At 47.6% G+C, this 25,026-nt stretch carries 19 protein-coding genes; 14 read left to right on the top strand and 5 right to left on the bottom strand.

The annotated features are described in order from the left end of the window. Positions 1-62: 62 nt before the first annotated feature. The gene (locus tag CHI14_RS05815; RefSeq protein WP_095287457.1) at positions 63-1,736 is read left to right on the top strand and encodes a ribonuclease J; all 1,674 of its coding nucleotides are present in this window, start codon (positions 63-65) and stop codon (positions 1,734-1,736) included. 123 nt (positions 1,737-1,859) lie between these two features. Here the strand turns inward: CHI14_RS05815 and CHI14_RS05810 are convergent, their stop codons facing one another. Then, the gene (locus CHI14_RS05810) at positions 1,860-2,939 is read right to left on the bottom strand and encodes a bifunctional 3-deoxy-7-phosphoheptulonate synthase/chorismate mutase (protein WP_095287456.1); all 1,080 of its coding nucleotides are present in this window, start codon (positions 2,937-2,939) and stop codon (positions 1,860-1,862) included. Positions 2,940-3,474: 535 nt separating this feature from the next. On the opposite strand from CHI14_RS05810, the gene CHI14_RS05805 reads away from it, so the two are divergent. The 3 genes from CHI14_RS05805 to CHI14_RS05795 all read left to right on the top strand — a co-directional run bounded on the left by CHI14_RS05805 (position 3,475) and on the right by CHI14_RS05795 (position 8,089). Then, complete coding sequence (locus CHI14_RS05805) at positions 3,475-4,464, top strand: LacI family DNA-binding transcriptional regulator (RefSeq protein ID WP_095287455.1); 990 nt, start codon at positions 3,475-3,477, stop codon at positions 4,462-4,464. Positions 4,465-4,625: 161 nt separating this feature from the next. Continuing rightward, a complete protein-coding gene (locus CHI14_RS05800; RefSeq protein WP_095287454.1) occupies positions 4,626-6,101 on the top strand; it encodes a glycoside hydrolase family 32 protein in 1,476 nt (491 codons plus the stop codon). Between the two features lie 26 nt (positions 6,102-6,127). Continuing rightward, the gene (locus tag CHI14_RS05795) at positions 6,128-8,089 is read left to right on the top strand and encodes a sucrose-specific PTS transporter subunit IIBC (protein ID WP_095287453.1); all 1,962 of its coding nucleotides are present in this window, start codon (positions 6,128-6,130) and stop codon (positions 8,087-8,089) included. Positions 8,090-8,177: 88 nt separating this feature from the next. Here CHI14_RS05795 and CHI14_RS05790 read toward each other — a convergent pair whose 3' ends face one another. Beyond that, on the bottom strand, positions 8,178-8,570 hold the full coding sequence (locus CHI14_RS05790) for a hypothetical protein (RefSeq protein WP_212676979.1): 393 nt from the start codon (positions 8,568-8,570) through the stop codon (positions 8,178-8,180). A 465-nt stretch (positions 8,571-9,035) separates the two neighbouring features. On the opposite strand from CHI14_RS05790, the gene CHI14_RS05785 reads away from it, so the two are divergent. Next, positions 9,036-9,425: a hypothetical protein gene (locus CHI14_RS05785; RefSeq protein ID WP_141236639.1), complete on the top strand. Its 390-nt coding sequence runs from the start codon at positions 9,036-9,038 to the stop codon at positions 9,423-9,425. Between the two features lie 71 nt (positions 9,426-9,496). On the opposite strand, the gene CHI14_RS05780 is transcribed toward CHI14_RS05785, so the two are convergent. After that, complete coding sequence (locus CHI14_RS05780) at positions 9,497-10,396, bottom strand: manganese catalase family protein (RefSeq protein WP_095287450.1); 900 nt, start codon at positions 10,394-10,396, stop codon at positions 9,497-9,499. 127 nt (positions 10,397-10,523) lie between these two features. After that, a complete protein-coding gene (locus tag CHI14_RS05775) occupies positions 10,524-12,248 on the bottom strand; it encodes a cellulase family glycosylhydrolase (protein ID WP_095287449.1) in 1,725 nt (574 codons plus the stop codon). A 450-nt stretch (positions 12,249-12,698) separates the two neighbouring features. Between CHI14_RS05775 and CHI14_RS05770 the strand changes: the two genes are divergently transcribed. From CHI14_RS05770 to CHI14_RS05745, 6 genes are all read left to right on the top strand, one after another. Next, positions 12,699-14,501: a sensor histidine kinase gene (locus CHI14_RS05770; RefSeq protein WP_095287448.1), complete on the top strand. Its 1,803-nt coding sequence runs from the start codon at positions 12,699-12,701 to the stop codon at positions 14,499-14,501. A gap of 18 nt (positions 14,502-14,519) precedes the next feature. Next, complete coding sequence (locus CHI14_RS05765; protein ID WP_095287447.1) at positions 14,520-15,275, top strand: response regulator transcription factor; 756 nt, start codon at positions 14,520-14,522, stop codon at positions 15,273-15,275. Positions 15,276-15,428: 153 nt separating this feature from the next. Continuing rightward, on the top strand, positions 15,429-16,742 hold the full coding sequence (locus CHI14_RS05760) for an ABC transporter substrate-binding protein (RefSeq protein WP_349290354.1): 1,314 nt from the start codon (positions 15,429-15,431) through the stop codon (positions 16,740-16,742). Positions 16,743-17,009: 267 nt separating this feature from the next. Continuing rightward, positions 17,010-17,891, top strand: coding sequence for a carbohydrate ABC transporter permease (locus tag CHI14_RS05755; RefSeq protein WP_095287446.1), 882 nt, complete (start codon positions 17,010-17,012; stop codon positions 17,889-17,891). A gap of 22 nt (positions 17,892-17,913) precedes the next feature. Further along, positions 17,914-18,759: a carbohydrate ABC transporter permease gene (locus CHI14_RS05750; protein ID WP_095287445.1), complete on the top strand. Its 846-nt coding sequence runs from the start codon at positions 17,914-17,916 to the stop codon at positions 18,757-18,759. Between the two features lie 5 nt (positions 18,760-18,764). Then, positions 18,765-21,020: an FAD-dependent oxidoreductase gene (locus CHI14_RS05745; protein WP_095287444.1), complete on the top strand. Its 2,256-nt coding sequence runs from the start codon at positions 18,765-18,767 to the stop codon at positions 21,018-21,020. A gap of 234 nt (positions 21,021-21,254) precedes the next feature. On the opposite strand, the gene CHI14_RS05740 is transcribed toward CHI14_RS05745, so the two are convergent. After that, positions 21,255-21,845, bottom strand: coding sequence for a biotin transporter BioY (locus tag CHI14_RS05740; protein WP_095287443.1), 591 nt, complete (start codon positions 21,843-21,845; stop codon positions 21,255-21,257). Between the two features lie 113 nt (positions 21,846-21,958). Between CHI14_RS05740 and CHI14_RS05735 the strand changes: the two genes are divergently transcribed. The 3 genes from CHI14_RS05735 to CHI14_RS05725 all read left to right on the top strand — a co-directional run bounded on the left by CHI14_RS05735 (position 21,959) and on the right by CHI14_RS05725 (position 24,977). After that, positions 21,959-22,813: an ATP-binding cassette domain-containing protein gene (locus CHI14_RS05735; protein ID WP_141236638.1), complete on the top strand. Its 855-nt coding sequence runs from the start codon at positions 21,959-21,961 to the stop codon at positions 22,811-22,813. Further along, entirely contained in the window at positions 22,810-24,540 is a 1,731-nt protein-coding gene (locus CHI14_RS05730) for an ATP-binding cassette domain-containing protein (protein WP_095287441.1), read from the top strand. Before CHI14_RS05735 ends, CHI14_RS05730 begins: the two co-directional genes overlap by 4 nt. A gap of 143 nt (positions 24,541-24,683) precedes the next feature. Continuing rightward, positions 24,684-24,977, top strand: a complete 294-nt coding sequence (locus tag CHI14_RS05725) for a hypothetical protein (RefSeq protein WP_095287440.1) — start codon at positions 24,684-24,686, stop codon at positions 24,975-24,977. Positions 24,978-25,026: the final 49 nt, after the last annotated feature.

Here is a 25,026-nt window from a genome sequence, read left to right as displayed (position 1 = left end):
CATAAACAGGCTTATAGAATAGCCCAGTTACTGCAGCAAAAAGAAAAGGAGGATGCTTTAAATTGAATCTAGCCCACAATAAGTTGTATGTCGCTGCTCTTGGCGGCGTAAATGAAATTGGTAAGAACATGTACATTATTCAGTACAACAAGGATATTATCGTCATCGATTGTGGTTCCAAATTTCCGGATGAGACCTTGCCCGGCATCGATCTGATTATTCCGGACGTCTCCTACTTGCTGGAAAATCTGGACCAGGTGAGAGCACTTGTGGTTACTCATGGACACGAAGATCACATTGGGGGCATACCTTATTTTCTGAAACAAATGAATATCCCCGTCTATGCATCCAGACTTACCCGTGGTTTGATTGAACTGAAACTGAAAGAGCATAACATGCTGCGAACGGCAGATCTTCATACAATCGATGCTCATTCCACTGTAAAGCTGGGGGAAATCGATGTTTCCTTTTTTGCAACGAGCCACAGCATCCCCGACTGCCTGGGTGTCTTCTTCCGTACACCTGGTGGAAATGTGGTACATACCGGCGACTTCAAGTTCGACATGTCACCTGTGAATGGGCCTTATCCAGACCTTTATCGAATGGCTGAGATTGGTAAACAGGGCGTTCATCTGCTGCTATCCGAGAGTACGAATGCCGAACGGCCTGGATTTACACCCTCGGAGCGTGTTGTAGGGGATCGGATTCTGGATGCTTTTATTCGAGCCAGGCAAAAGATATTCATCTCCACCTTTGCTTCCAATGTCAGCCGGGTCCAGCAAATTGTGAATGCCACGTTTGAGACCGGCCGCAAACTGGCCTTGCTGGGCAGAAGCATGGTTAACGTTGTGTCGGTTGCAAGTGAACTGGGATACCTGGACGTTCCTGACGGCCTACTGATTGAAGCGATTGATGCGGATCAGTTTCCTCCCGAACAAGTGGTCATTCTCTGTACTGGAAGCCAAGGTGAGCCTATGGCTGCACTGTCACGGCTCGCGACAGGTAAACACCCTCATGTGAGAGTGGCAGCAGGTGACACCGTCATTATTGCGGCAGGAGCGATTCCGGGCAACGAACGCAATTTAGCCCATGTTATTGATAACCTGTATGTATTGGGAGCAAGAGTACTATATGGTTCGAGCGGGTCGGGTGGCATGCATGTGTCGGGGCATGGAAGTCAGGAAGAGCTGAAGCTGATGTTGACACTCATGAAGCCGGATTATCTTGTTCCCATCCACGGCGAATTCCGCATGCTGTACCAGCACAGATTGCTGGCTGAATCGGTTGGCATAGACCCTGATCACGTATTCATCGTAAATAATGGTGACATGATTCAGTACAAGGATGGCGTAGCATCACCGGGTCCCAAAATCGCTTCAGGCAACAGTCTGGTTGACGGCTTGATTATGGGGGACGTAGGTAATATTGTGCTGCGGGATCGCAGACAGTTATCGTCAGACGGTATGCTTGTCATTGTGACGACACTAAGCAAAACGGAGAAGCAAATGGTCACCTCTCCAGAGATCATTTCCAGAGGATTTGTGTTTGTGAAAGACTCGGAGGAATTTATACAGGAGATTCACAGCCTGGTACTGTCCAGAATGGAAGAATTGACCGGAGCCGGAGTGAATCAGTGGAATGTCATCAAAAGAAAGCTTAAGGACGAGATCGGACATTACATTTATGCCCAGACGAAACGAAGACCGATGATCCTGCCTATTATCATAGAGGTATGAAAAATGGTTAGAATAAGAAAAAGCCTGAGGGATGCTCATTCATATTTAATGAATAGGCAACTCCTTCAGGCTTTTTTGCTTTTGCTTACTTTAAAAAATTCTGTTCATTTTCTTCTACGGCTTTTAATCCTTTAATAAACCGGATTGTCTCACAGAGGAGAGGAAATGATGGAATTGTTCGATGTTCAACTGCTGCGCACTATCGGATAGCGCAACCGCTGGATTCGGATGCACTTCCACCATAACGCCGTCGGCACCAGCCGCCAGAGCAGCTTTGGCGCATGGAGCCAGAATATCTTTGCGTCCGGTAGAGTGGGTTACATCCACCAGAACGGGCAGATGGGTTTCCTGTTTTAGAATAGGCACGGCAGAGATATCTAAGGTATTGCGAGTGGCTTTTTCATAAGTGCGGATCCCTCGTTCAATCAGCATGACTTGTTTGTTCCCACGGGATACGACATACTCCGCAGCATGCACGAATTCATCAATGGTTGCTGCCAACCCTCGTTTAAGCAAAATCGGAATACGAGCGTCGCCCGCTGCTTTGAGCAATTCAAAGTTTTGCATGTTACGGGCACCGATCTGGATCACATCGATGTAATCTGCTGCCAGCTCGATATGGCCTGGATGCACAATCTCACTGATCGTTTTGAGACCGAACTCGTCAGCCACTTCCTTCAGAATTTTCAGTCCTTCAATCCCTAATCCCTGAAAATCATATGGGGAGGTGCGTGGTTTAAACGCTCCGCCGCGCATAACCGAAATTCCGGCTTCTTTCAAAGCCTTGGCAACCTCCCGGACTTGCTCGTAACTCTCGACGGAACAAGGTCCGGCAATCATGATTGGTTTGCCTGCGCCAACCTGAATGTCACCAATGGAGACGATCGTATCCTCCTGCTGGTTTTTACGGCTAACGAGAAGCTGTTTCTTATGTTCGTCGACCTGCAAATGCAGCGAAGCCTGAAAGATCTGCTTGAACAGCAGCTTGATGGCATCATCCTGGAAAGGCCCAGGATTGGCTGCCGTCAATTCTTCCAGCATTTCTTTCTCACGAACGGGGTCAAACTTGGGAACGCCCTGTTTTTCCTTGATCTGACCGATTTCCTGTGTGATTTTCGCCCGCTCTGATAGTAAGTGAAGCAGATCATGATTAATCTCATTCAATCGGCTTCGTAATTGTTCCAAGGTTTTGTTCTCGTCCATTTACAACCACTCCTCCGTCACGTTGGATATGAATTCATTTTATTGAAAAACAAAAAAAGCCCTTCATCCGCAAGGGACGAAGAAGCCGTGGTACCACCCTAATTAGAAACGGTTTAGCCTGATTGCAGGCATGCCGATTCTCACTTTGACCTTTTAACGCAAGGAACGGATTGTCCTAGAAGCTGACGCTTGAAGAAGCCGCTTTTCAGCAATCGGCTCGGGAGTGAACTTCAGCGGATGGTTGCCTCGGGTGCTCTCAGTCTTTGGCACCACGTCCCTGTAATCAACGCCAGATTCCGCTTACTCTTTCCGTCATAGCCTGTACATTGTTTATTGATATGTTAATATTTCATCGTGCACGATATGAATTGAAGTTATACTAGCATGTACATCATATGCATGCAATGAATTGAAGTGATGCCGCACATCAATAACGCTGTACTGCAGCACAATGATATTCGCCACATCGACATCAACCAAGTATAATAAGAAGGGTGCATTATCCATTTTTAAGCTGTACACAAGAGGAGTAACTATGAACAAAACCATTTCTGATATCGCTCAGCTGGCCGGCGTGGCCAAAAGCACCGTTTCCCGTTTTCTTAATGGCGGTTCGGTCAGTGAAGATACACGCCAGAAGATTGAGCGCATTATTAAACAATATAATTACGTACCAAATACCTTTGCACAGAGCCTCAAAGCGAAGAAGACCAGTATTATCGGAACGGTCGTCCCCCGGCTGGACTCATTTGCAACGTCACAGACGCTTATCGGCATAGATGAGGAATTAAGAAGCAATCAGTACCAGATGTTGATTGCCAACACAAGCCAGGATATGGACCGTGAAATAGATGCCATCTATGATTTTGCAAGGCAGAAGGTATCCGGCATTATTCTGCTTGCCGCTGAAGTGACTGAAGCACATCTTAAGGCAGTCGAAGAGATTGGTATTCCGGTGTTGTTGGTGGGACAACAGCATGAACGTCTGCATAGTCTGGTTCACAACGATGACCAGGCCGGATACGATATGGGCAAATACGTGGTGGAGAAGGGGCATCGTCAGATTGTTTATATTGGAGTAACGGAGAGGGACCAGGCCGTCGGTATACATCGCAGACAGGGATTTCAGCGTGCCATCGCCGAATATGGCGGGGGCGGTTGTGATGTTACGTACTATGAGACAAGCTTCAAAATGTCCGAAGCGATCGTTACAGCAGAAGCCATTCTTCGGGACAATAAGCCGAGCATCATTGTAGGTGCCACGGATAACATCGCACTTGGTGTAATGAAGACCGCTTTCTCTAACAAGATTCAAATCCCCCATGAATTGTCGGTAGCCGGATTTGGCGGATACGATATCACGGAAATGATTCATCCGGCGCTGACAACAGTGAAGTTTCATTATTTGCAGGCCGGTAAACTGGCTGCGAGCCACATGATTCGTCAGGTTACAGGTGAGCCGGTAGAGAAGCAAACTATACTTGATGTGGAATTGATTCCCCGAGAAAGCGTTGACAACGTATAAACTTATCCTTTATGATAATTCCATCGAACCGGTTCCATTCGTTTAAGATATTCGAATTGGAACAATGGTTTTGGCTGTATGCCGTGGAATTATTTTTTTATTTGTGTTGGAACCGGTTCCTCTTTAATGTAATGATTTTGGGCAAGGATAGGAGATATGTTATGAAAATGACCAGAGAGCAGCGCTACAGATTCATTGAGCAGGCGGAAGAAGGAGAGATTGATAAGCTGAAAGCGTTGATTTCCGCTTGCTCTTGGAGACAGTCCTATCATATTCAACCTGTTACGGGCTTGCTGAATGATCCTAACGGATTTTCATATTACCAGGGACACTATCATCTTTTCTATCAATGGTTTCCCCTGGGAACAGAGCATGGAATGAAATATTGGTATCATGTTCGCTCGACAGATCTGGTGACCTGGGAGCAGGTGGGCATCGGCATCCGTCCCGGTGATCCATTCGATTCGCACGGGGCTTACTCAGGAAGTGCCATTGTCAAGGATGACAAGCTGCACCTGCTCTATACAGGCAACACCAGGGATGAAGCATGGATCAGACATCCGTATCAATGCTTGGCGGTCATGGATGAAAGCGGTTCAGTTGTGAAAGCCGACCAGCCGGTTATATCGTCAGTACCGTCCGGGTATACAGAGCATTTCAGGGACCCGAAGGTTTGGCAGGATGGGGATACCTATTATTGTGTAATCGGAGCACAGCGGACAGACATGACAGGATGCGCGGTGTTGTACCGATCATCCAACCTCACGGCGTGGGAGTTTCTGGGTGAGATCCAGACTCAGCTCTCCCAATTCGGCTATATGTGGGAGTGTCCGGATTACTTTGAGATGAATGGCAGAGGCGTGCTTCTTTTTTCACCGCAGGGTATCGAAGGTGAAGGGGATTTGTACAACAACATTTTTCAGTCAGGTTACCTGATTGGTGAGCCATTGAATCTACAGACGAGAGAGTTTGATCACGATTCTTTTCAGGAATTGGATCGCGGGTTCGATTTCTATGCGCCACAATCGATGGAAGCTCCGGACGGAAGACGCATATTGATTGGATGGATGGGACTTCCGGATGTGGAGTATCCAACCGATGCGAGCGGGTGGGCCCATTGCCTTACGATCCCGCGCCAGTTGTTCATGAAAGACAGCAAACTCATTCAACAGCCTGTAGATGAGATGAAGAAACTGCGTCAACAATCCGAGGGACACCGTTATCAAACGACACTTGTGAACAGATCTGAACGTGTAGCTGCATTCAACGGCACTGCCTATGAGCTGGAATGTGAAATCAGTTATTTTGATGCTGAACGATTCGGGATTGAATTTCGAACAGGCGGTGAAGAAAAAACCGTTTTGCAATATGACCGTCTCCAGCAAAAGTTGATACTGGACCGAACCTCATCAGGTGCTCCAATGGGGGGCATGAATGGCACGGTACGCCAGTGCACGCTGAACGGAGATCGGATCAAGTTACAACTGTTTGTAGATACGTCATCGGTTGAAATCTTTGTTAATGATGGGGAAGAGGTATTCACAAGCCGAATTTTCCCAAGCCCCGAAAGTACAGGAATTCGTTTTTTTGCGAGTGGAGGCAAGGCTGAGTTCAAAGCGACCAAATGGGATTACTAGATATCAGGTGAGGGGAATGAAATACCATGTCGGATAATCAACAAATAGCCAAGGAAGTCATTCAAGCCATTGGGGGCAAAGATAACATCGCATCATTTGCCCACTGCGCGACACGCCTTCGCATTATGGTGAATGACAAAGAGAAAATCGATCAGAAGCAGGTCGAGAATATAGACAAGGTCAAGGGTGCCTTCTTCAATTCCGGACAGTATCAGATTATTTTTGGTACGGGTACCGTGAACCGGATCTTTGAAGAGGTCGAGAAGCTCGGAATCGAAGGTACCTCCAAGGAAGACGTGAAGAATCAGGGGAAAAAGGAAGGCAATGCATTTCAACGAGCAATCCGAACGTTCGGAGATGTGTTTGTACCCATTATTCCTGTGCTGGTGGCTACAGGGTTGTTCATGGGGCTGCGCGGACTGCTTACCCAGAATGAAATTCTGTCCTTGTTCGGTGCAACCCCTGAGGACATTTCGCCCAATTTTCTGTTATTTACGCAAGTTCTGACGGACACTGCATTCGCATTCCTGCCTGCACTGGTGGCCTGGTCTGCATTCCGTGTATTTGGCGGCAGCCCTGTGCTCGGGATTGTACTCGGACTGATGCTTGTGAATCCGGCTCTGCCGAATGCCTATGCTGTGGCAGATGGATCGGCTCAAGCATTGCACATGTTCGGATTTATACCCGTTGTAGGCTATCAGGGGTCCGTTTTACCAGCATTTTTCGTGGGACTTATTGGAGCGAAGTTCGAAAAATTTCTGAGAAGACGCGTGCCGGAGGCGTTGGACCTGATCCTCACGCCTTTTATCACACTGACGGTTATGATCACATTGGGACTCTTTGCCATCGGTCCCGTCTTTCATTCACTTGAAGAGTGGGTGCTGCATGGGACGACAGCTGTTCTGGACCTCCCATTCGGTATTGCCGGAATTATTATTGGTTTCTTCAATCAGATTATTGTCGTTACCGGTGTGCATCACATCTTCAACTTTTTGGAAATCCAGTTGCTGGAGAAAACCGGTTATAATCCGTTCAATGCCATCGTAACTTCGGCAATGGCTGCACAAGGAGCCGCTTGTTTAGCGGTAGGATTAAAAACTAAGAATACGAAACTCAAGGCACTGGCCCTGCCATCGTCCTTATCCGCTTTTCTCGGGATTAGCGAACCTGCCATTTTTGGGGTAAACCTGCGCTACATGAAACCGTTCATTATGGGACTGATTGGTGGCGGAGTCGGTGGTTTCCTCGCATCCTTGTTCCATCTGCAGGGTACCGGCATGGCCGTAACGGTGATTCCCGGTACATTGCTGTATCTGAACAGTCAGCTGCCTCTGTACATTCTTGTCAATGTGGTTGCTGTGGGGGTGGCCTTTGCGTTAACCTGGTTCTTCGGTTACAAGGATCAGCCGCTTGCTGTAGAGGAGACAACGAAGAGTGGAAATGAGAGTGATCCTTCGGCTGACCAAACCGTAGCTATGAAAGATCGTATCAATCAAACAGCGGTACATCGGCCCAAAGTGGATATGTTGGAAATTGCTTCGCCGATGACCGGTACAGCGGTGGCTTTGGCCAACGTACCTGATCCTGCATTTTCAGAGAAACATATGGGTGAGGGGATTGCCATTGAGCCTACGGAGGGTAAGGTGTTCGCACCTTTTGATGGCGTCGTAGCCCATGTGATGAACAAGAGCAAACATGCTGTCATTCTGGAGCATGAGAGTGGTCTGCAGATGCTTGTTCACGTTGGAATCAATACCGTTGGTCTAAAGGGAGAGGGATTTACCGCTCATGTCCAAAGCGGAGATGCAGTCACCGCTGGACAATTATTGATTGAGTTTGACATGAACGCCATTCAGGCTGCGGGGCTGCCACTCATCACTCCCGTTCTGATCCCGAATGGAAATGAAACGATAGCAGAAGTGCAGACGGCCAAGATCGGCAGCGTACAGGCGAATGGGGACAACATCCTTGTCGTGAAGTTTAAATAATAATGAACAAAGCAGGCAGAGAGAGCTGATGAATTTGACCAGACTCACTACCTGCTTTTTTTTGTTATTCATTCATGTAACAAGTGTATTAAAACGAATAATAGGTGAGCGCATATTCCATCAAAAAGGCACGCACCTGTTCCTGGCTCATATGCAAATTCCCGCAGTTCTCCAGATTGAAGATCAAATTGTCCAGGCATTTTAGAAGAAAATGAGCACGATCCTCTCCCCACAGACTTTGGTGCTCGGTGATGTAATGGATAGCTTGCTTCGGTTCAAGCCCTTTTAACCCTCCGAATACCGAAGCCCATTTGATCAGATCGGCGGGCTCTGAACCTCTTGGTATATCAAATTCTGCAAATCCGTGAATGCCTCCACAAGAGATTTTGAACAAACCGGAGTAGCTGTTTGAATGTTCATAGGGGAGTAACGGCAGCTTTCTCACATCATACCGAATGATTTCCATGGAAGTAATCTTCATTTCATGGTTTTTTGTTATTTGATTTATGAGTTCACAACTCGGAAACACGCCACCAACCTCCATTGAATGAATGCGACTTTAAGTTCTTCAACCTTTGGTTTATGTTACGGCTGAGTGACGATGAAGTAAAATGTTGGGGATCTTTTATTTACCGCATTTAAGTGCTTCCGGGTAGATATTTCTGTGATGTAAGCGATTAAATCGGGATTAATTTTGCTGATTACATCCGTTTATTCATTGGCTCATTCCCTCCACGGTAAAATGAAGCTAGATTAAGCCAGGAGTAGATTATGGATTAAATGAACTGGAATTTCGCCAGAAACGGCTGATTTACGCAGTAAATCGTTCCCTTACTGCCTTGCAGCCCAGTGGGTACAGGACTATGATTCGCTCATACCGTGCCAGAGGATATTCTTGCTGGCTTGGAGACGAAGGTGAGGGAGTACGATGTCAGAGGACGCTGTAATGTTAGTTTCAACGGGACAGAGCTCAGCAGGAATGGAGTTTGTTCGTTTATTGCTCAAGAGGGGAATAGGTGTAATCGTGCTCGTCCACAACGCAGAAGAGGAACAGCAGCTGACTGAATTGATCGGTAAAATCTCTGTGTATCGCCTCTATCCCTCTGGTTCGGCAGACAAGACGCCCATTGCTATAGATTGGGCGGTGAAACATGCCTTTGTATTTGAAAGAAATCTGCCAGAGTGCTGTCAGGACATTCAATTATGCCATAGTTGGTGCCCGCAGCGGCTTTATGTGGTTACGAGCAGCTTGAATCCGGTCCAAATGGTTTATCGCGGGTTGGGAGCCTCATATGTGATACACAGCCAGAGCGGAGACATATCGTTTGTTTTGTAATGGGACGGTCATGTAAAAATAACAAGCGGTGCTCTCGAATATTGAGATGACCGCTTGACATATGTTCAGCACTACAAACCTGCTTGCCGCTTCAGCCGTTCTGCAATCTGTAACAGATCTTCCGCAGAGACGCCAGGGGCGAATTCTTCCGGCAGGTCCGGCAGATCGGGAATAGGGCCACTGTGTCCGGGCAGCCCTGCGAATGCCTCCAGTTTTCCGCCATCTGTCGGATGTGTGCCTTTCCAGATCTGGGCGATGTTCTGGTAGTCCTTGTCACTAAAGGTGTAAAGCCTGCGATGTTCGCCCATGGCTTCCCATTTCCGGGTCGTGTCAAACACCTTATTGTCCAGGCGGGGAATAGGGAACATCTTGGTCACATCAACGCCTGTTGCAATCTGCAGCGCTTTGGCATAGGCGAGAATATGTACGCCGCCACGGACGAGCAAATAACCGGTCATCTCCCGGGCAGTTGGATGATCCGTCATCTCGTACACTCTCATCTTGTGTGTACGTGCACCGCATTCGAGGAAAAAATTATGCAGCAGATCGAAGATCAGATTGCCGCTGTTCACGACATATGAACCGTTCCAGGGTCTGCCCATGGAATCAAAAGGGAGCCCTGTCTGAGCCGATTCAATGAAATGGGAAGTAATACGAGCATCCTTGCCTGCACGAAGCGGGGTAGTATCCGGATCTCCCGGAGAAGTAGTGCCAACCAGCATCAGATTAATGGTATTGGCGACAAGCTCCACATGACCAAATTCTTCAGCCGTAATACTTGCCACAATGTCATAAAAGGCACGCAGCTTTTTTTTGCCCCGGAAGTTGAAGGACTGAAACATATAGTTGTTTAACGTGGACATCTCGCCGAACTTTCCACCAAGCAGTTCCTGGACTGCGCTTGCTCCATTGGGGTCCGGGTTATTGGAGATCGGCAGTTCAATTGCAAGGCGGTCTACCCGTTTAAACATGATTTTGCCTCCTCAAGCCAAATTACTGTAAAGGTATGAGGCATGACTTGTACGTTATTCGGACTTTGGTCAAAACAAAAACGTTCTGTCAGAGCCTTGCTCTGAACAGAACGTTCGCATTTGTGAGTTAAGATGTTTGACCAACGACACTGGTACCGTTCTTCGTTATTTTGTAGGTGAGCACCTCGCCACTCCAAAAGTGGAATTTGAGAATAACCTCACCATCATTCGTTTCGTTGAAGAAGTTTGGTTTGAGTTCAATGATATTGCGGCTATAATCCGGACTAAAGGTGTAAGAGAACTCCTTGAAGGATGTCCAGTTTTGCGGCCCGGCGTTACCTCCGGTAGCATAAGTTGCTTCCATGGTAGCCAGCTGGTTTCCGTTAAATGTGGTTGGAATTGCAAAAGAATCGGTAGTTCCTGTAACATCGCCCAGCACAGGTGTATCATACGTAATGATATTCAGGTTCCAGTCGGCGCCTTTATTGAATTTCGCTGTAAGCTTCGCATTGACACCAAGATTGCCGGAAGCGGTCAGTCTGGTTAACAGACTGGATTTAAGGGTCAGCACGTCATCCTTAATCGTGTAATCCTTGCCTTTAGACAGTTTCTTGTTACCGTTAGCCAGGGATTTGAAGGTGTTTCCATTCAGATTCAATCGGATCGTTTGATCTTGAACGGCTGCTCCTTTTTTGAGGTGAACCAGATCGGATTCGGCTGTGGACGAACGACCTTTCCAGCTCGCTTTCATCGTGTTATAGAGATCAGGGTCAGACCAAGTATAGTTTGTACGACTGAAATGCTGCCCGTTATCCCACAGCATGGTGGTCATCTTCTTTTGACGCAGATACTGTCCTACGAATTCGAAGAATTTCAGTTTCTCACCTTGTTCGATGACACCGGTATGCTGATCGAAGCCCAGCAAGCCATACTCACCAACAATAACAGGAATGCCTTTGGCTACAAAAGCGTTGTATACGCGATCGAATGTATCCGTGACGTCTTTTTGTACTTCTTCATTAAACTTGGTAAAACCAGCGATGTTCACACTAAATGGCCAGAAGCCATAATAGTGAACTGTCGCAATAATGTTTGGATCATTTAATTTCGTGATCGTCTCATTTAATGCATCCAGATCGGCTTGTGCGGATGAGGTGTGCATCGTCGGGAGTACGAGTGGACGTGTCTTGTTGTTTCCGCCAGAAGACCTTACAATTTGATGAAAAGAAGTATTAAGCTCATCGAGCATACGGTACCCGACTGCGGCATCCGTTGTTCCACCTTCTGTGAAACGGGGCTCGTTAATACTTTCGAACATCAGCTTGGAAGGAGCATTTTTAAATTGGTTCGCAATCTGGGTCCATACGGAATTATAGCGTGCCAGCACAGGGTCATGATCCTTCTCCATGTAACTGACCCATCGCCAGGAATCGTGGTGGATATTAAGCATGACATAGAGATTGGCATCAAGTGCCCAATCCACAACTTCCTGTACACGGTTCATGTAGGCGGGATCGATGGTGTAGTCGGGTGCGTCGCCGATGTGGGCTTCCCAGGTCACAGGAATGCGAATGCTCTTATAACCTTGCTTCGCAATCTGCTTGATCAGTTCCTTGGTAATCCGCGGGTTACCCCAGGCTGTCTCATCTTCGCCCACAGCGTCGAGCGAATTACCCAAATTCCAGCCTGGCTCCATGGCGCTGACGTAGGACTGGATTTTGGTTGGCGCAGCAGGTTTACTTGGCTTGCCTTGGTGATCAGGAGCTGCAGAGGCCATGGTAGAAGAGAACAGAGACAGAATCAGTGCTGTGACCAGTGTGAGGGATAGAACATTTTTACGATTTTTCTTCATTAACAGTGTCTCCTTCATTCTTGGAATAGTTGAACTGATGAATTATGCTTGCTCAGATGGAGAAAAAGCTCAGATATAAAACAGTCCAGACAGGGTGTACGAAGGAAGGATCACCTCCAGAATATGTATTGAAAGCGTTTTCGTAGATGTTAATATAACATAGAATAAAAGAAGAGAATACCCTCACAATTGGAACAGAAATCAGTTGTAAATTAGTGATCCATTTCACGATAATAGGATGAATGAACTTTTCATATGTGAAAGCAAGAGTTTTCGAAGAGAAGCGGGCTTTAATGTGTAGATATGTTCTATGCAATGAGAGATATGTTTCTATGACTGGAGTGCAGGGTTCTTTAAAATGAAGATATCGTTAGCAAAATCAGCCATCCAGCTGCATGAACAGGGTGATATAATAAGTTCACCAGAGGGCAGCAAAAGGAGTCGGTTCATATGCGGAAGTGGCTGGGATGGATGATCCCCCACAAGCTCAAATACCGTTTGTTTGCAGGGTTCGCGCTTGTCATTCTGCTTCCATTCAGCATTCTCAATCTGTACAACTACGAAAAAATTGAATCGCTTGTGCAGCAGAAGATCAGTGAACAGAGTCATGAACAGCTGGATAATCTCCACCAGTCGCTGGAAGATCAGCTTAGTATCGCTTTCAAAACATTGATCTTCCTTGAACAGGACTCTGAAGTTCGCCGAATTCTTCAAAATCCTGGCGAGCACAATGTCCTGGACAACAAGGAACGTATGGAGGACAAATTCAAAGGGTTGAATAACAGCTTTTTTCTCTACAATCCATCTGTTTATTTTACGCTGCTTGATGAAGAGGGGCATATCTACACCTCTTATCAGCCCAAGGTCCCGTTAGATTATGACACCGTTGCCTCGGATCGTTCCTTCTTGGCCCTTCAGAAAAGTGGAACTTCATATGTATGGACGTCGAATGACGAGAATTACGTATCCCGTGATGTGACCAGGAGCCCAACCCTGTTATCTCTGTATGCCAAATTGCGTGACCGGAATAACAATTCATACGGACTGGCAAGAATCAGCATTGATTTCTCCTACTGGTTTCAGTCTGTATTGCAGAAGTCCGAGAGTGACCAGCTCTATTTTATCATGACCCGCCAAGGTGAAGTGATTGCTCGTTCCAACTCCGAATCCAAGCTGTCCGATGAAGTTATTCGTGAGGTTTCCCGCGAACCGAGTAATGGATATTGGACTGACAAGTCCAGTGAGTCACTCATTAACTATAGTTATCTGCCTTCACTGGATTGGTATATGATAAACCGCATTCCCTTACAATTGTTATTTGGTGAGATTGAAAGCCTCAAGAAGCATTATTTCGCAACTTTTTATGCCATTACGGCCCTTTTCATTGCTATTGCTTTCATGATTGCTTATACATTTACAAGGCCGTTGTCCCGTCTACAGGTCAAGATGAAAGAAGCGGTTGGCAAGGATCTCCGCATTCGGCTGCCAGAGGAGAATCACCGGGGAGAGGTGCTGGATCTTACACGGACCTTCAATACGATGATGGTAGACATGAACCGGCTGGTTCAACAGCTTCGTGCCGAAGAAAGGCAGAAGGATGCCGTCCATTTTCAGATGCTTCTGGCTCAGATGAATCCACATTTTCTGCTGAATACGCTCAATACACTGAAATGGATTGGACTGCGGAACGGGAATGAAGAAACGGTGGAAATATGCCTATCACTCGGTAAACTGCTGGAAACCAGTCTTAATTCAGATGTGGATCTCATTCTCCTACGTGATGAAATGGATCTGACGCGAGCTTTTCTGTATATCCAGCAAGTCAGATATGGAAATGTGTTTGACATCGAGTTCAGTTATGACGAAGAACTGCTGTATGCCCTGGTTCCCAAGCTCAGTCTGCAGCCTTTAATTGACAATGCCATTCGCCACGGGATTGGCAATATGGCTGAGGGAGGCCGCATCCAGATTCGGATGTTCAGAAATGCAGCTGTTCCTGATCGTTTGACGCTGGAGGTCGAGGATAACGGCGTAGGAATGGATCATTCGAAGAATAACAGGGAGCAGGGTCGTCAGAGACCGAGTATTGGGCTGCAGAATATCAGGGAGCGACTAAGACTTCTATTCAAGGACAAAGGTGAACTCGAGGTGATCTCGTTGGAACAGGGCACGTTGTGCCGGATTCATCTGCCTGTTTTGTTGTCCGAACCATATGCGAACCAAAACCTGGACAACAAGAATGACGAGGATTAACGGAATGGAGGGACTACGATGTGGAAAGTATTACTGGTGGAAGATGAGACATTCGTCCGGGAGTCCGTGAAGGAGATCATTCGTTGGGAGGACATGGGGTTCACGCTAGCAGGAGAAGCAAGCAATGGATTGGAAGCGTTACCAATGATTAAGCAGGATCCTCCGGATCTTGTTCTGTGTGACATTGTCATGCCGCAGATGGACGGATTAATGTTACTTCAGGAAACAAGGAAGGCTGGCATCCAATCCAAATTTGTCATGCTGACATGTATGGGTGATTTTGAATCCATGCGGCAGGCCATGGAATATGGAGCTTCCAATTACATTCTGAAGTTGTCGATGAGTGTGAAGGATTTGCGGGAGACCCTCGTTAAGGTAAGCAAGGAATTATCGAATAACGGAGTGCCACAAGAGCGCGCCATTCGTCCCGCAGCCACAGCGCCCAAGGAGAAAATTACACATCCGGAAGTGAATAAGATTATCCAATACATTGAACAGCATTATGATCAGGATATTACACTGAAGTTCCTCGCACGTTATGTCATGATGGGGGAAAACTACGTGAGTGCCCTGTTTAAAAAGAAGACCGGGGAGACGCTGATTCATTATTTGCATCGAACACGTATTAACAAAGCGATCGAGTACCTGACGGATACCGATTGGCCTGTGAACCAGATTGGCCACCAGGTCGGTTTTATGAACGATAATTATTTTATCAAAATCTTCAAACGTATGACGGGTACAACCCCGAGTCAGTATCGTCATCAGAAATAGAACAAAATGACTTGCCTGAAGGATGATAACGGTTTCAAATGTGTATTTCTGTTCCATGGCAATCATGATTCTGTTACTTACGACCATTCTCACTCCTTTGCTATCCTTAAGATGCAAACTTCAATCCAGAATTTACGAGGGGGTCGTCTCTTGGTGAGAAAAAAAGGCTTGGTAGCACGAATGGTATCACTTGTCCTTGTTGTGGGCATGATCGCAGGTTGCTCCAATGATTCAGGTTCCAATGCTCAGACCGGTGCGTCTGACAATGCGGGTGATACAGTCAAGCTCAAAATGTGGGGAGGCGTACCGCCTGAAGCGGGGCCGCAGGCAGTCATCGATGTGTGGAACAAGGAGCATCCCGAAACACAGATTGAATATGTGCGTTATGTGAATGATGACGAAGGCAATCTTAAACTGGACACCGCCATCATGACAGGTCAGGATGTGGATTTATTTGTGAACTATACGATCTCCCATACGGCCAAGAGGGTAGCATCCGGTGCTGCGGCTGACCTGAGTTCCTTCACCGACTACAACATAGACGAGAAAATGGGTCCTGATGCGGAGGGCTGGAAAATTGATGGGAAGTATTATGGTGTCCCTACCACGAAGAGCACCTATTTCGTGGCTCTGAACAAGGAAGCACTCGATGCGGCCAATCTGCCTGTGCCGAAGGATTGGACCTGGGATGAGATGAGAGAATATGCGAAAAAGCTAAAAAAGGATAGTGGATATGGGTTCATTCAAAACACAGAACCGTTCGTTGATTCGATGGATTCCGTCCTGTCACAGGAAGGGTATACCAAAGCAGACGGAACATCCAACCTGGATCATCCCATGGTGAGAAAGTGGTTGGAAACCCTGAATGCCATGATGGCTGAGGATAAAACGACACCGCCGCTCGGAGAGCAGCTGACGTCGAAAATGCCTGTGGAGCAAATGTTTCTGAGCGGGGAAGTACCTATGCTTAACATTGGGGCATGGCTTCTCCGCAGCTCGAACAATTTTACCGATTATCCGAGGGATTTCACCATCGCCTTTGCACCGGTACCGCGTTTGTCTGAAGATAAGGAAGGGTATGTTATGCGAGGTGGCCTGGGAGATTACATCTCCATTAATGCCAAATCGAAACATCAGGAAGCAGCCTGGGAATTTCTGAAGTGGTATGCGGATGGCGGCATGGCCCCAATGGCTGAGGGAGGACGATTCCCAGCTTCCAAGGATGCAGATCAGGATAAGGCGATGGAGAGCATGCTTGGGGACAAGAAAGATACGTATGATCTGGAGTCACTTATGTATGTCATGTTTGATTATCAAACGCCTACCTATGTGCGGACTGTGCCTCAGGAAGTGATGGATTTGCGAGCGCAGGAGTACGAAAAGTATTTTCTGGGCGTACAGGATCTGGAAACAACGATCTCCGCAATGGTCTCCAGACATAATGATTATCTCAAGACGGCCAAATAAAAAGAACAACAATATGTTTCGTGTACTCCAAAAGGTAGAAAATAATAGAGATTGCCCCACGTTCATGGGGGCAGTCTCTTTGTTTTGCCAGCAGATGGACAGGCTTCGCAGAATAGAACAAATTGATGTTTTTCTATGATCAGACCGCCTGTGGCAAAGCATTTTTTGCATCATTCTGTTTTATGAACAAGGTGGATTTGTTACTTATGGGAACATTGCCGGATTGGTAGACTTGGGTTATCCCTGGAAGAAACGAGGCGAAGAACAATGCATAACAACTGGATGAGAAGACAGCGCATGCTGGGATATATTTTTGTCGGTCCAAACATGCTGGGCGTTCTGCTTTTTTTCCTGATCCCGGCCGTCTACTCTTTTGGTCTCATGTTCACGGATTACAAATTTATGAACCCGGATATGACGTTTATAGGTTTGGACAATATCAAGCGATTGATGAAAGACCCGCTGTTCTTTTTATCCTTGCGAAATACCCTGATATTTTTGCTCGCCGTACCTGTCTCGATCGTGCTTGGTTTTATTGTAGCCGTCATCCTGAATCAAAAGATTTATCTGAAAAAGCTGCTGCGCGGGTTGTACTTTATGCCTTATATCACAAGCGGAGTGGCCGTGGCGTTTGTCTGGATGCTGCTATTTCAGCCGAATCAGGGCCCGATCAACGGTTTCTTGCGCAGTATTGGCGTAGATAACCCGCCGGGATGGCTTTCCACGACAACCTCCTCCATGTACGCCATCGATATCATCTGGATCTGGTTTATGCTCGGATACAATATGATCATTTACCTTGCTGCCTTACAGGAAGTGTCATCGGAGCTGCTGGAAGCAGCCAAGATCGATGGAGCCAGACCACTTCAGATTTTGCGCAGAATCATATGGCCTTTAGTAAGTCCAACCACATTTCTGCTGCTGATTACCGGGCTGATCATGGCTATCAAAACATTCGGAATCATCCAGGCTACGACACAGGGCGGACCTGGTAACAGTACAACCATCCTGTCTCTGTATGTATACCAGAATGCATTTCGATATTACGATATGGGATACGCAGCTACGGTCTCCTGGGCACTGTTCGCCATTATTCTGCTGATTACCGTTCTTCAGTGGGTAGGGCAAAAACGCTGGGTCCATTACTAAATGATGAGGGGAGACCGAAGAAATGGAAATCAAAAAACGCCTATCCATCCTGCAGCCAAGCAGTTTGTTCATCACCATTATCATGTTGGCACTGGCCGTGGTCATGATTATTCCTTTTCTATGGATGATCAGCACCTCGCTGAAGACTCCTGCTGAAGTTTTTAAGTATCCGATTGAATGGATTCCCTCCAATCTGACCTGGGAGCATCATCAAAAGGTATGGTCCGGTGCCAAAAGCTTCGGAACATATTATTTGAATTCACTCAAAATATCCATCATTGGCATGGTAGGCGCCACATTTTTATCTGCTTTTGCAGCATATGGCTTCGCCCGGATTGATTTCAAGGGTCGGAATGCGCTGTTTCTGCTCTATCTGTCCATGATGATGATTCCGCCGCAAGTGCTTTTCGTTCCGAAGTTCATCATGTTTGAGTGGGCGGGAATCTATAATACACATCTGGCACTGATTCTGCCTGGCTTGTTCACCATTTTCGGGGTGTTCATGCTTCGCCAATTCTTCCTGTCCATTCCGAATGAAATATCGGAGTCGGCCTTTATTGATGGTGCGGGACACTTCCGCATATTCTTTCGTCTGATTCTTCCGCTTGCCAAGCCAGCACTCGCGACACTGGCCATTATTGATTTTTCCTGGCAGTGGAACGATTATGAGAATGCACTTGTGTTTCTGATTGACGAGAATCTGTATACGGTACCTCTGGGACTGCAAAATTTCATATTGGAAAATACGGTGGATTATAATGGCATGATGGCTGCTGCTTCAGCGGGGATTATCCCCATGATCATTGTATTTGCTATAGGGCAGCGTTACATCATTCAGGGCTTAACCAATTCTGCCGTGAAAGGATGATGAACATGAGAACGGAACAGATTAGCAGTGACATTACCATTGTCGGGGCCGGGTTATCGGGCATCTGTGCTGCCATCGCAGCGGCGAGATTGGGAAGTACGGTATCGCTAATTAATAACCGGCCTGTGCTTGGCGGTAATTCAAGCAGTGAAGTAAGAGTGTGGGTTTGCGGAGCAACAGCACACGGAACGAATCGGTATGCCCGGGAGACGGGCATCATGGGGGAGCTGTTCCTGGAGAACCAGTACCGCAATCCGGAAGGCAATCCCTATTTGTGGGACCTGGTTCTAATGGAAGCCGTTCGAGCAGAAGAGCGGATCAGCCTGTTTCTGAATACGGATGTACACGAGGTGGAAGCAGAAGGAACAGAGGAAGACCGCCATATTCGATCGGTGACGGGGTGGATGATGGGCTCGGAACGGCGCATTCGCTTTGAAAGTCCGGTGTTTCTTGATTGTTCAGGAGACGGCTTAGTCGGATTTCTGGCAGGAGCCCGCTATCGTCTGGGCCGGGAGGCGGCACATGAATATGGAGAAGAGTGGGCGCCTGAGACGGCTGATCAAATAACGCTGGGAAGTACGCTGCTATTTTACACACAGGATGCAGGTAGACCTGTTCGTTTCGTGCCTCCGTCCTTTGCCAAAAACATTGAGGAAACACCCATTCCAATCAAACGTGTCATTCGCAGTGGTGATTCAGGCTGTCACTACTGGTGGATCGAATGGGGAGGGGAGCTGGACACGGTTCATGAGAACGAACGGATCCGGGATGAGCTCTGGTCGGTCATTTATGGCATCTGGGATTATATTAAAAATTCAGGGCAGTTTGATGCAGAAACGATGACACTGGAGTGGGTGGGTTCCATTCCGGGGAAACGAGAATACAGACGTTTTGTGGGAGATTATGTACTCAACCAAAATGATATTCTTGCTCAGGAGCCTTTTGCCGACCGGATTGCTTTTGGCGGGTGGTCCATTGATCTGCATCCACCGCAGGGCATGTACGCCGAAGCCAGCGGTTCCAAGCATATGCATGCCGACGGAATCTATCATATTCCTTATCGCTCACTGTTCTCGGTGAATGTGTCGAACCTGCTCTTTGCGGGAAGAAATGTAAGTGCTTCCCATGTGGCCTTCGGTACGACAAGAGTTATGGCTACCTGTGCAGTGATGGGTGAAGCTGCCGGAACGGCTGCTGCGTTATGTGCAGCCAAAGGGGTATCCCCGCGATTGATCCATAGCCAGCATCTGGAGGAATTGCAGCAGACCCTGCTGCGGCAGGATGCATCGGTCATCGGATTGCGAAATGAAGACAGGCAGGACCTGGCTCCTAAGGCTGTAGTAACTGCTTCAACAACGTGTATGACCATTGCTATTGATCAACCGGCAGCGTCCTATCGTTTGGAGAGAGATATCGGAATTCTATTTCCTGTTGATCCTTCGCTTCAGGGGATGGAGTTACTGGTATCGGCAGAGGAAGATACAGAGCTCCAAGTAGAACTCTGGGATACAGGGCGGGAAGAGAACTACGTTCCAGCAAAGCAGATTACCGAAAAGACCATTCGTGTAGCTAAAGGTGAAGAGCAATGGGTTCATGTCAGCATCCAATGGGAGCCTGTCCACTCGCAGAATGCATTTGTTGTTATCAGGCAGAATGACAGAATTAGACTCTATCAATCCAGTCAACAAGTAACTGGTGTGTTGGCCTTTGAGAAGGGTGCTGCCCCGCACGCGGTCGCTTCCCTTGAGGATCACGATGAGTCTCAGCCCGTTGTTGCCTGGAGCATGAAGGCGCTGAACCGCAAGCCATTTTGTTTTAAAATTACAGGGAAGACGGATGCCTATCTGCCGGAAAAAGTAATCGATGGCTATAAACGCCCTTATGGCGGTCCTCATTCCTGGATGTCTCTTCCTCTGAATGAGAACGAAAATGGTGAAGTCTGGGTGGAGTTGGAATGGGAGCATGCGGTGTCCATCCGTGAGATTCTTCTGACGTGGAATGATGATGTGAATGAAGATCTCATTAATCTGCATCACCACCGAACTCCGTTCGAGATCATTCCGGAGCTCGTAAAAGCGTACCGGATCGAGGCAGAGGTGGAAGGCAAATGGGTTCTGGTTGAATCCGTTAAGGACAATCGCAGGCGTACGAACCGTATTGTGTTGAAGCACTTTGTGTCGACAAGGAATTTGCGCATCGTTGTTGAGGAGACAAATGGGGCTTCCTGTGCCGAGTTGATTGAAGTCCGTGTATATTCCTAAAAAAGGCAGCGCCGTCGGCGCTGCCTTTTCATTTATATTTGTCTCGAATTGAATGAGTTAAAGCAGATTCGCTAACTGGACGTTAGAGCTGGGGGCAAGAGTCACCTTCATAAATCAATTCATTAGCTACGTTCCTCATTGAATTCAAAAAGTCGTGTCCTGTGTGGATGTAAGTACCTTCATGCACGGGGAAACGACTTTTTGGCTTGAGCATTTTTTAGTTTATATGTGTCCTTAGGATTCTGCTTTCACAATGGTCGAATTCAGATTACCTGTCAGTCGCTGCGGTGGGAATACCATACGAACTGGCGCGATGATGATCGCAGCAAAGAGTGCTTTGATCAGATCTCCGATAATGTAAGGATAGAAACCTTGAATCATGGCTTCCGGCAGAGACATTTTATAGGCATAAGCCAGCCAAGGTACGCCCGAAACATAGATCAGCAGCGATCCGAACAGTTCAAACACGACAAATGCCAGTACATAACCGCCGATCCCTTTCAGCTTGATTCGTGCCAGCAACAGTCCAATGAGCAGGGCGGCGAAAGGCCACATCATGACGTATCCGCCTGTTGGACCCAGAAGTACGGCGAGGCCGCCAGCCCCGTGCAGAAGCGGGAACCCGAGAGCAGTCAAAATAACGACCAGAGCAATACTTAGAAAACCGTATAACGGGCCAAGCAATCCTCCCGCAAGCATGACGGCGAGCGTCTGCAGCGTAATAGGGACGGGTGAGAAACCGATGGGAATACTTATGTAACCAAAAAGAACGAGTATAGCTGCCATGAGTGCACTAAATACAATACCCCGCAAAGATAACTTCATGATTGAACAATCCTTTCGATTTTGGTAATCTTATTGTTAACCAAAACAAGAAGTGGTGGTTAACGATTTGGATCGTACCACAAAAGAAGCAAAAGGGAAAGGACCAAATTTCGATGCAGGACGTTATACCTTTAATTACACTGGAACAAGCACGAGTCCATTATGCGGCTGAATCTGGCCAAGTTCGCAAAGCAGTTGATGGGGTTTCCCTGAACGTATATCCCGGAGAATGGATTAGTATTGTTGGAGCCAATGGCAGCGGGAAAAGTACACTGGCCGCAGTGCTGATCGGCTTCACACAACTATCAGGGGGAACAAGACAGGCGGCTCCTGAGCTTGCCGTTCGCGGAGTGCTTCAGCAGCCAGATGCGCAGGTGCTTGGAGATACGATTGAGGAAGAATTTCATTTCAGTCTATCGCCGTACGTTAATTCCGTAGAGGAACAATTACGGCGTAGAGAAGACGCTTTACATATGGTTGGCCTTCATTATTCCCCGGACACAGTTATATCTCGTATGTCTGGCGGCCAAAAGCAGCTGCTCAATATTGCGGTAGCCCTGGCCTCGAAGCCGGATGTTCTTGTCCTGGATGAACCTACAGCCATGCTGGATCCGGGAGCGAGAGAGCGGATAGAATCCATTGTGGCATCTGTCGTCCAGCAAGGAACCGCAGTTGTCTGGATTACGCATCACTTGGAAGAAGCAACTCTAAGCAACCGGATTATGGCTATGGAACAAGGACAATGTGTATATGATGGGGTACCATCGTCATTTTTCTATGGAAGTACGGTCGAGACTCCCCCGGCAACCATGGCTGAGGAACGTACAGGACGTACACCCTGTGAACGACTGAGACTGGACCCACCCTTTACAATCAAAACAGCTCTCCTTCTCAAACAGCAAGGTTTTCTGGATCAAGGCGCGACACCACTCCGACCAGAACAACTGGTGAAGGAGGTGGCCCGATGACTATTGGACTGGATCACCTAACCGTAGAAGCACCTGAATCCGGAACGAGGGCACTTTTGCAGGACCTTTCCACCGAGTTTAACAGCGGTGAGATAACCCTATTATTAGGCTGCACAGGATCTGGTAAAACCACTTTATTGCAAACTATAGCAGGTCTCAAACCTCCAAGTGCTGGTCACATTGCATTAAATGGTGAACCCTTCTGGCAAAATGGCAAGGTACCGCGGTCTATTTTGCTGCAGATGGGATTGGTGTTCCAGTTCCCCGAGCAGCAGCTATTTGCACGAAGCATTCAACGGGAATTCTCGTACTCGCTTCGCCCGTACCCACTATCGGATGAACAAAAGAAACGCCAGATGACCGAGTCGTTTATACAATGGGATCCGCCAACAGATTCAGATGAGATGAAGCAGCGCTTCAATCCGGATAGATCTCCTTTTGCGCTGAGCGGGGGTGAACGAAGAAGACTCGGACTCGCACTCGGGACGGCAACGAAGCCTGAGTGGCTGCTGCTTGATGAACCGAGCGCCGGATTGGAAGCACAGAGCGTTTTGCTTCTGCTTGACGTGCTTAAACGGCACCGGGAGGCAGGTAAGGGAGCCATTGTGGCAACGCACGACCTGGATACATTTTTGCCAGTTGCCGATCGTGTTCTTTTGTTGCGAGAAGGGCAGTTGATTGCGGATCTTACACCAAGAGAACTTCACATGCAACCCGAACTGCTGGAAGAGGCAGAGATCGGCTTGCCGCCTTCCATGCGACTTGCCCAGCAGCTCAGAGCAGCTGGGATGGACTTGCCTACGGCATTGACGCCAGAGGAGATGGCTGCAAGTATTGCTCAGTCCCCATTTGTTGCATCGGATAAGCTTTACCAGCAGGTGGAGCAGACAAGCGTGCCAGAGAAAAGTGAGGGGAGCCAGCAAGATTCAGCAAAAACGGAGCCTTCCAATGACCTTCAAGAGGTACTTCCACCCAAAGACCTCTATCGTCATATGGACCCGCGTCTCAAATGGCTGTTGTACATTCTGCTCGTGACTGCAGCTATGCTGCAGCACCGCTGGATTGGGTTGTCCCTCACACTGGTACCGGTCGTTTTGGCGCTAAGTGTATTGCCTCGTCAGACTCTGGCCGGCTGCGTGAAGTTAATGAAGCCCTTATTGATGTTCTTCATCATATCTACAGCGTTATCTGGAACCACGCTTGATGCAGAAGGAGGGAGTTTACGCTTCGGTTTTTCCTTACTCCAGGCGGAGGCAACACTCCTGAATGTGTATCGTTTGTTTATCGTTACTTTGGCGAGTCTCTGGTTTTCGCTAACCACGCCTTATGGCCGAATGGTAGAAGGGTTAAACTGGGTGCTGGGCATAGGTAAAAAAGTCAGACTGCCCGTTGCTTCGTTTGCACTTGCCGTTTCATTGATCTTCCGGTTTATCCCGATGATCTGGAGCGAGTGGCAGCGGTTCTCCCTTATTGTCCGGTCTCGCGGTAAAGCTGCCCTGAAACCCAATACGGTTCGGGTCCGGGACCTGGGACCGATGGTTATCCCTTTATTAATGTCGTTATTGCAGCGAGCAGAAGATATGACGATTGCTATGGAAATGCGTAAAGTGCGAGAAAATCCCATGCTGGGCGTACGTTCCACCCTGTTGGTATGGTCCAAAAGGGATACGATCATCTGTGGTATAGGCCTTATTGTTTTTGTTTTGTTCATATCGATACGTAAGTGATGACGAGAGAGTGCAGCACAGATTCATTCTATGAATCAAGGCATGAAACGCAGTGTTTTCCAGGGATGATGCATAAATGGTAAGGTTTTCGCTCAAAATAGACGTGCTTTGGATACCTCAAGGCGGATATGGAGGGACGAACAATGAAGGACAAATTTTTGCACGAAGAACGGCGCGAATATACCGATCTGTCTACGGTGGAGTCGCAGCGGAATGATCTGGCACTGGAGGAGTTTCCGGAAGGGCCTTACGGCTCATCGTTACTGTCAGAATCACTTGGAAAGAGTTCGCCATGGCGAGTGGATCAGCGATCCGCACATCGGTTTGACTATGAGAACCACGAGCTTCATGAAGGGGAAGTACGGGATTATCCAGGTCAGGATGTCTTCGACGAATCGGTTCCTGATCGCGTGACGAAGCCTCAATATTCGGAATAATCGCAGCGGTTCATCGTATACAAAAAATAAATCACAGTCTCCTGGCAGA

The sequence above is a fragment of the Paenibacillus sp. 7516 genome, assembly GCF_002272715.1.
GTDB classification, from domain to species: Bacteria; Bacillota; Bacilli; order Paenibacillales; family Paenibacillaceae; genus Paenibacillus; species Paenibacillus illinoisensis_A.
This window is presented reverse-complemented; position numbering and strand designations above follow the sequence as displayed.

Excerpts from the sequence above, each read along its gene's own strand:
- CHI14_RS05780 (WP_095287450.1), bottom strand. The coding sequence starts at position 10,396 with ATGTTTAAACGGGTAGACCGCCTTGCAATTGAACTGCCGATCTCCAAT.
- CHI14_RS05785 (WP_141236639.1), top strand. The coding sequence starts at position 9,036 with ATGTTAGTTTCAACGGGACAGAGCTCAGCAGGAATGGAGTTTGTTCGT.
- CHI14_RS05790 (WP_212676979.1), bottom strand. The coding sequence starts at position 8,570 with ATGAAGATTACTTCCATGGAAATCATTCGGTATGATGTGAGAAAGCTG.
- CHI14_RS05735 (WP_141236638.1), top strand. The coding sequence starts at position 21,959 with ATGCAGGACGTTATACCTTTAATTACACTGGAACAAGCACGAGTCCAT.
- CHI14_RS05740 (WP_095287443.1), bottom strand. The coding sequence starts at position 21,845 with ATGAAGTTATCTTTGCGGGGTATTGTATTTAGTGCACTCATGGCAGCT.
- CHI14_RS05730 (WP_095287441.1), top strand. The coding sequence starts at position 22,810 with ATGACTATTGGACTGGATCACCTAACCGTAGAAGCACCTGAATCCGGA.
- CHI14_RS05725 (WP_095287440.1), top strand. The coding sequence starts at position 24,684 with ATGAAGGACAAATTTTTGCACGAAGAACGGCGCGAATATACCGATCTG.
- CHI14_RS05755 (WP_095287446.1), top strand. The coding sequence starts at position 17,010 with ATGCATAACAACTGGATGAGAAGACAGCGCATGCTGGGATATATTTTT.
- CHI14_RS05800 (WP_095287454.1), top strand. The coding sequence starts at position 4,626 with ATGAAAATGACCAGAGAGCAGCGCTACAGATTCATTGAGCAGGCGGAA.
- CHI14_RS05810 (WP_095287456.1), bottom strand. The coding sequence starts at position 2,939 with ATGGACGAGAACAAAACCTTGGAACAATTACGAAGCCGATTGAATGAG.
- CHI14_RS05765 (WP_095287447.1), top strand. The coding sequence starts at position 14,520 with ATGTGGAAAGTATTACTGGTGGAAGATGAGACATTCGTCCGGGAGTCC.
- CHI14_RS05745 (WP_095287444.1), top strand. The coding sequence starts at position 18,765 with ATGAGAACGGAACAGATTAGCAGTGACATTACCATTGTCGGGGCCGGG.
- CHI14_RS05795 (WP_095287453.1), top strand. The coding sequence starts at position 6,128 with ATGTCGGATAATCAACAAATAGCCAAGGAAGTCATTCAAGCCATTGGG.
- CHI14_RS05805 (WP_095287455.1), top strand. The coding sequence starts at position 3,475 with ATGAACAAAACCATTTCTGATATCGCTCAGCTGGCCGGCGTGGCCAAA.
- CHI14_RS05775 (WP_095287449.1), bottom strand. The coding sequence starts at position 12,248 with ATGAAGAAAAATCGTAAAAATGTTCTATCCCTCACACTGGTCACAGCA.
- CHI14_RS05770 (WP_095287448.1), top strand. The coding sequence starts at position 12,699 with ATGCGGAAGTGGCTGGGATGGATGATCCCCCACAAGCTCAAATACCGT.
- CHI14_RS05750 (WP_095287445.1), top strand. The coding sequence starts at position 17,914 with ATGGAAATCAAAAAACGCCTATCCATCCTGCAGCCAAGCAGTTTGTTC.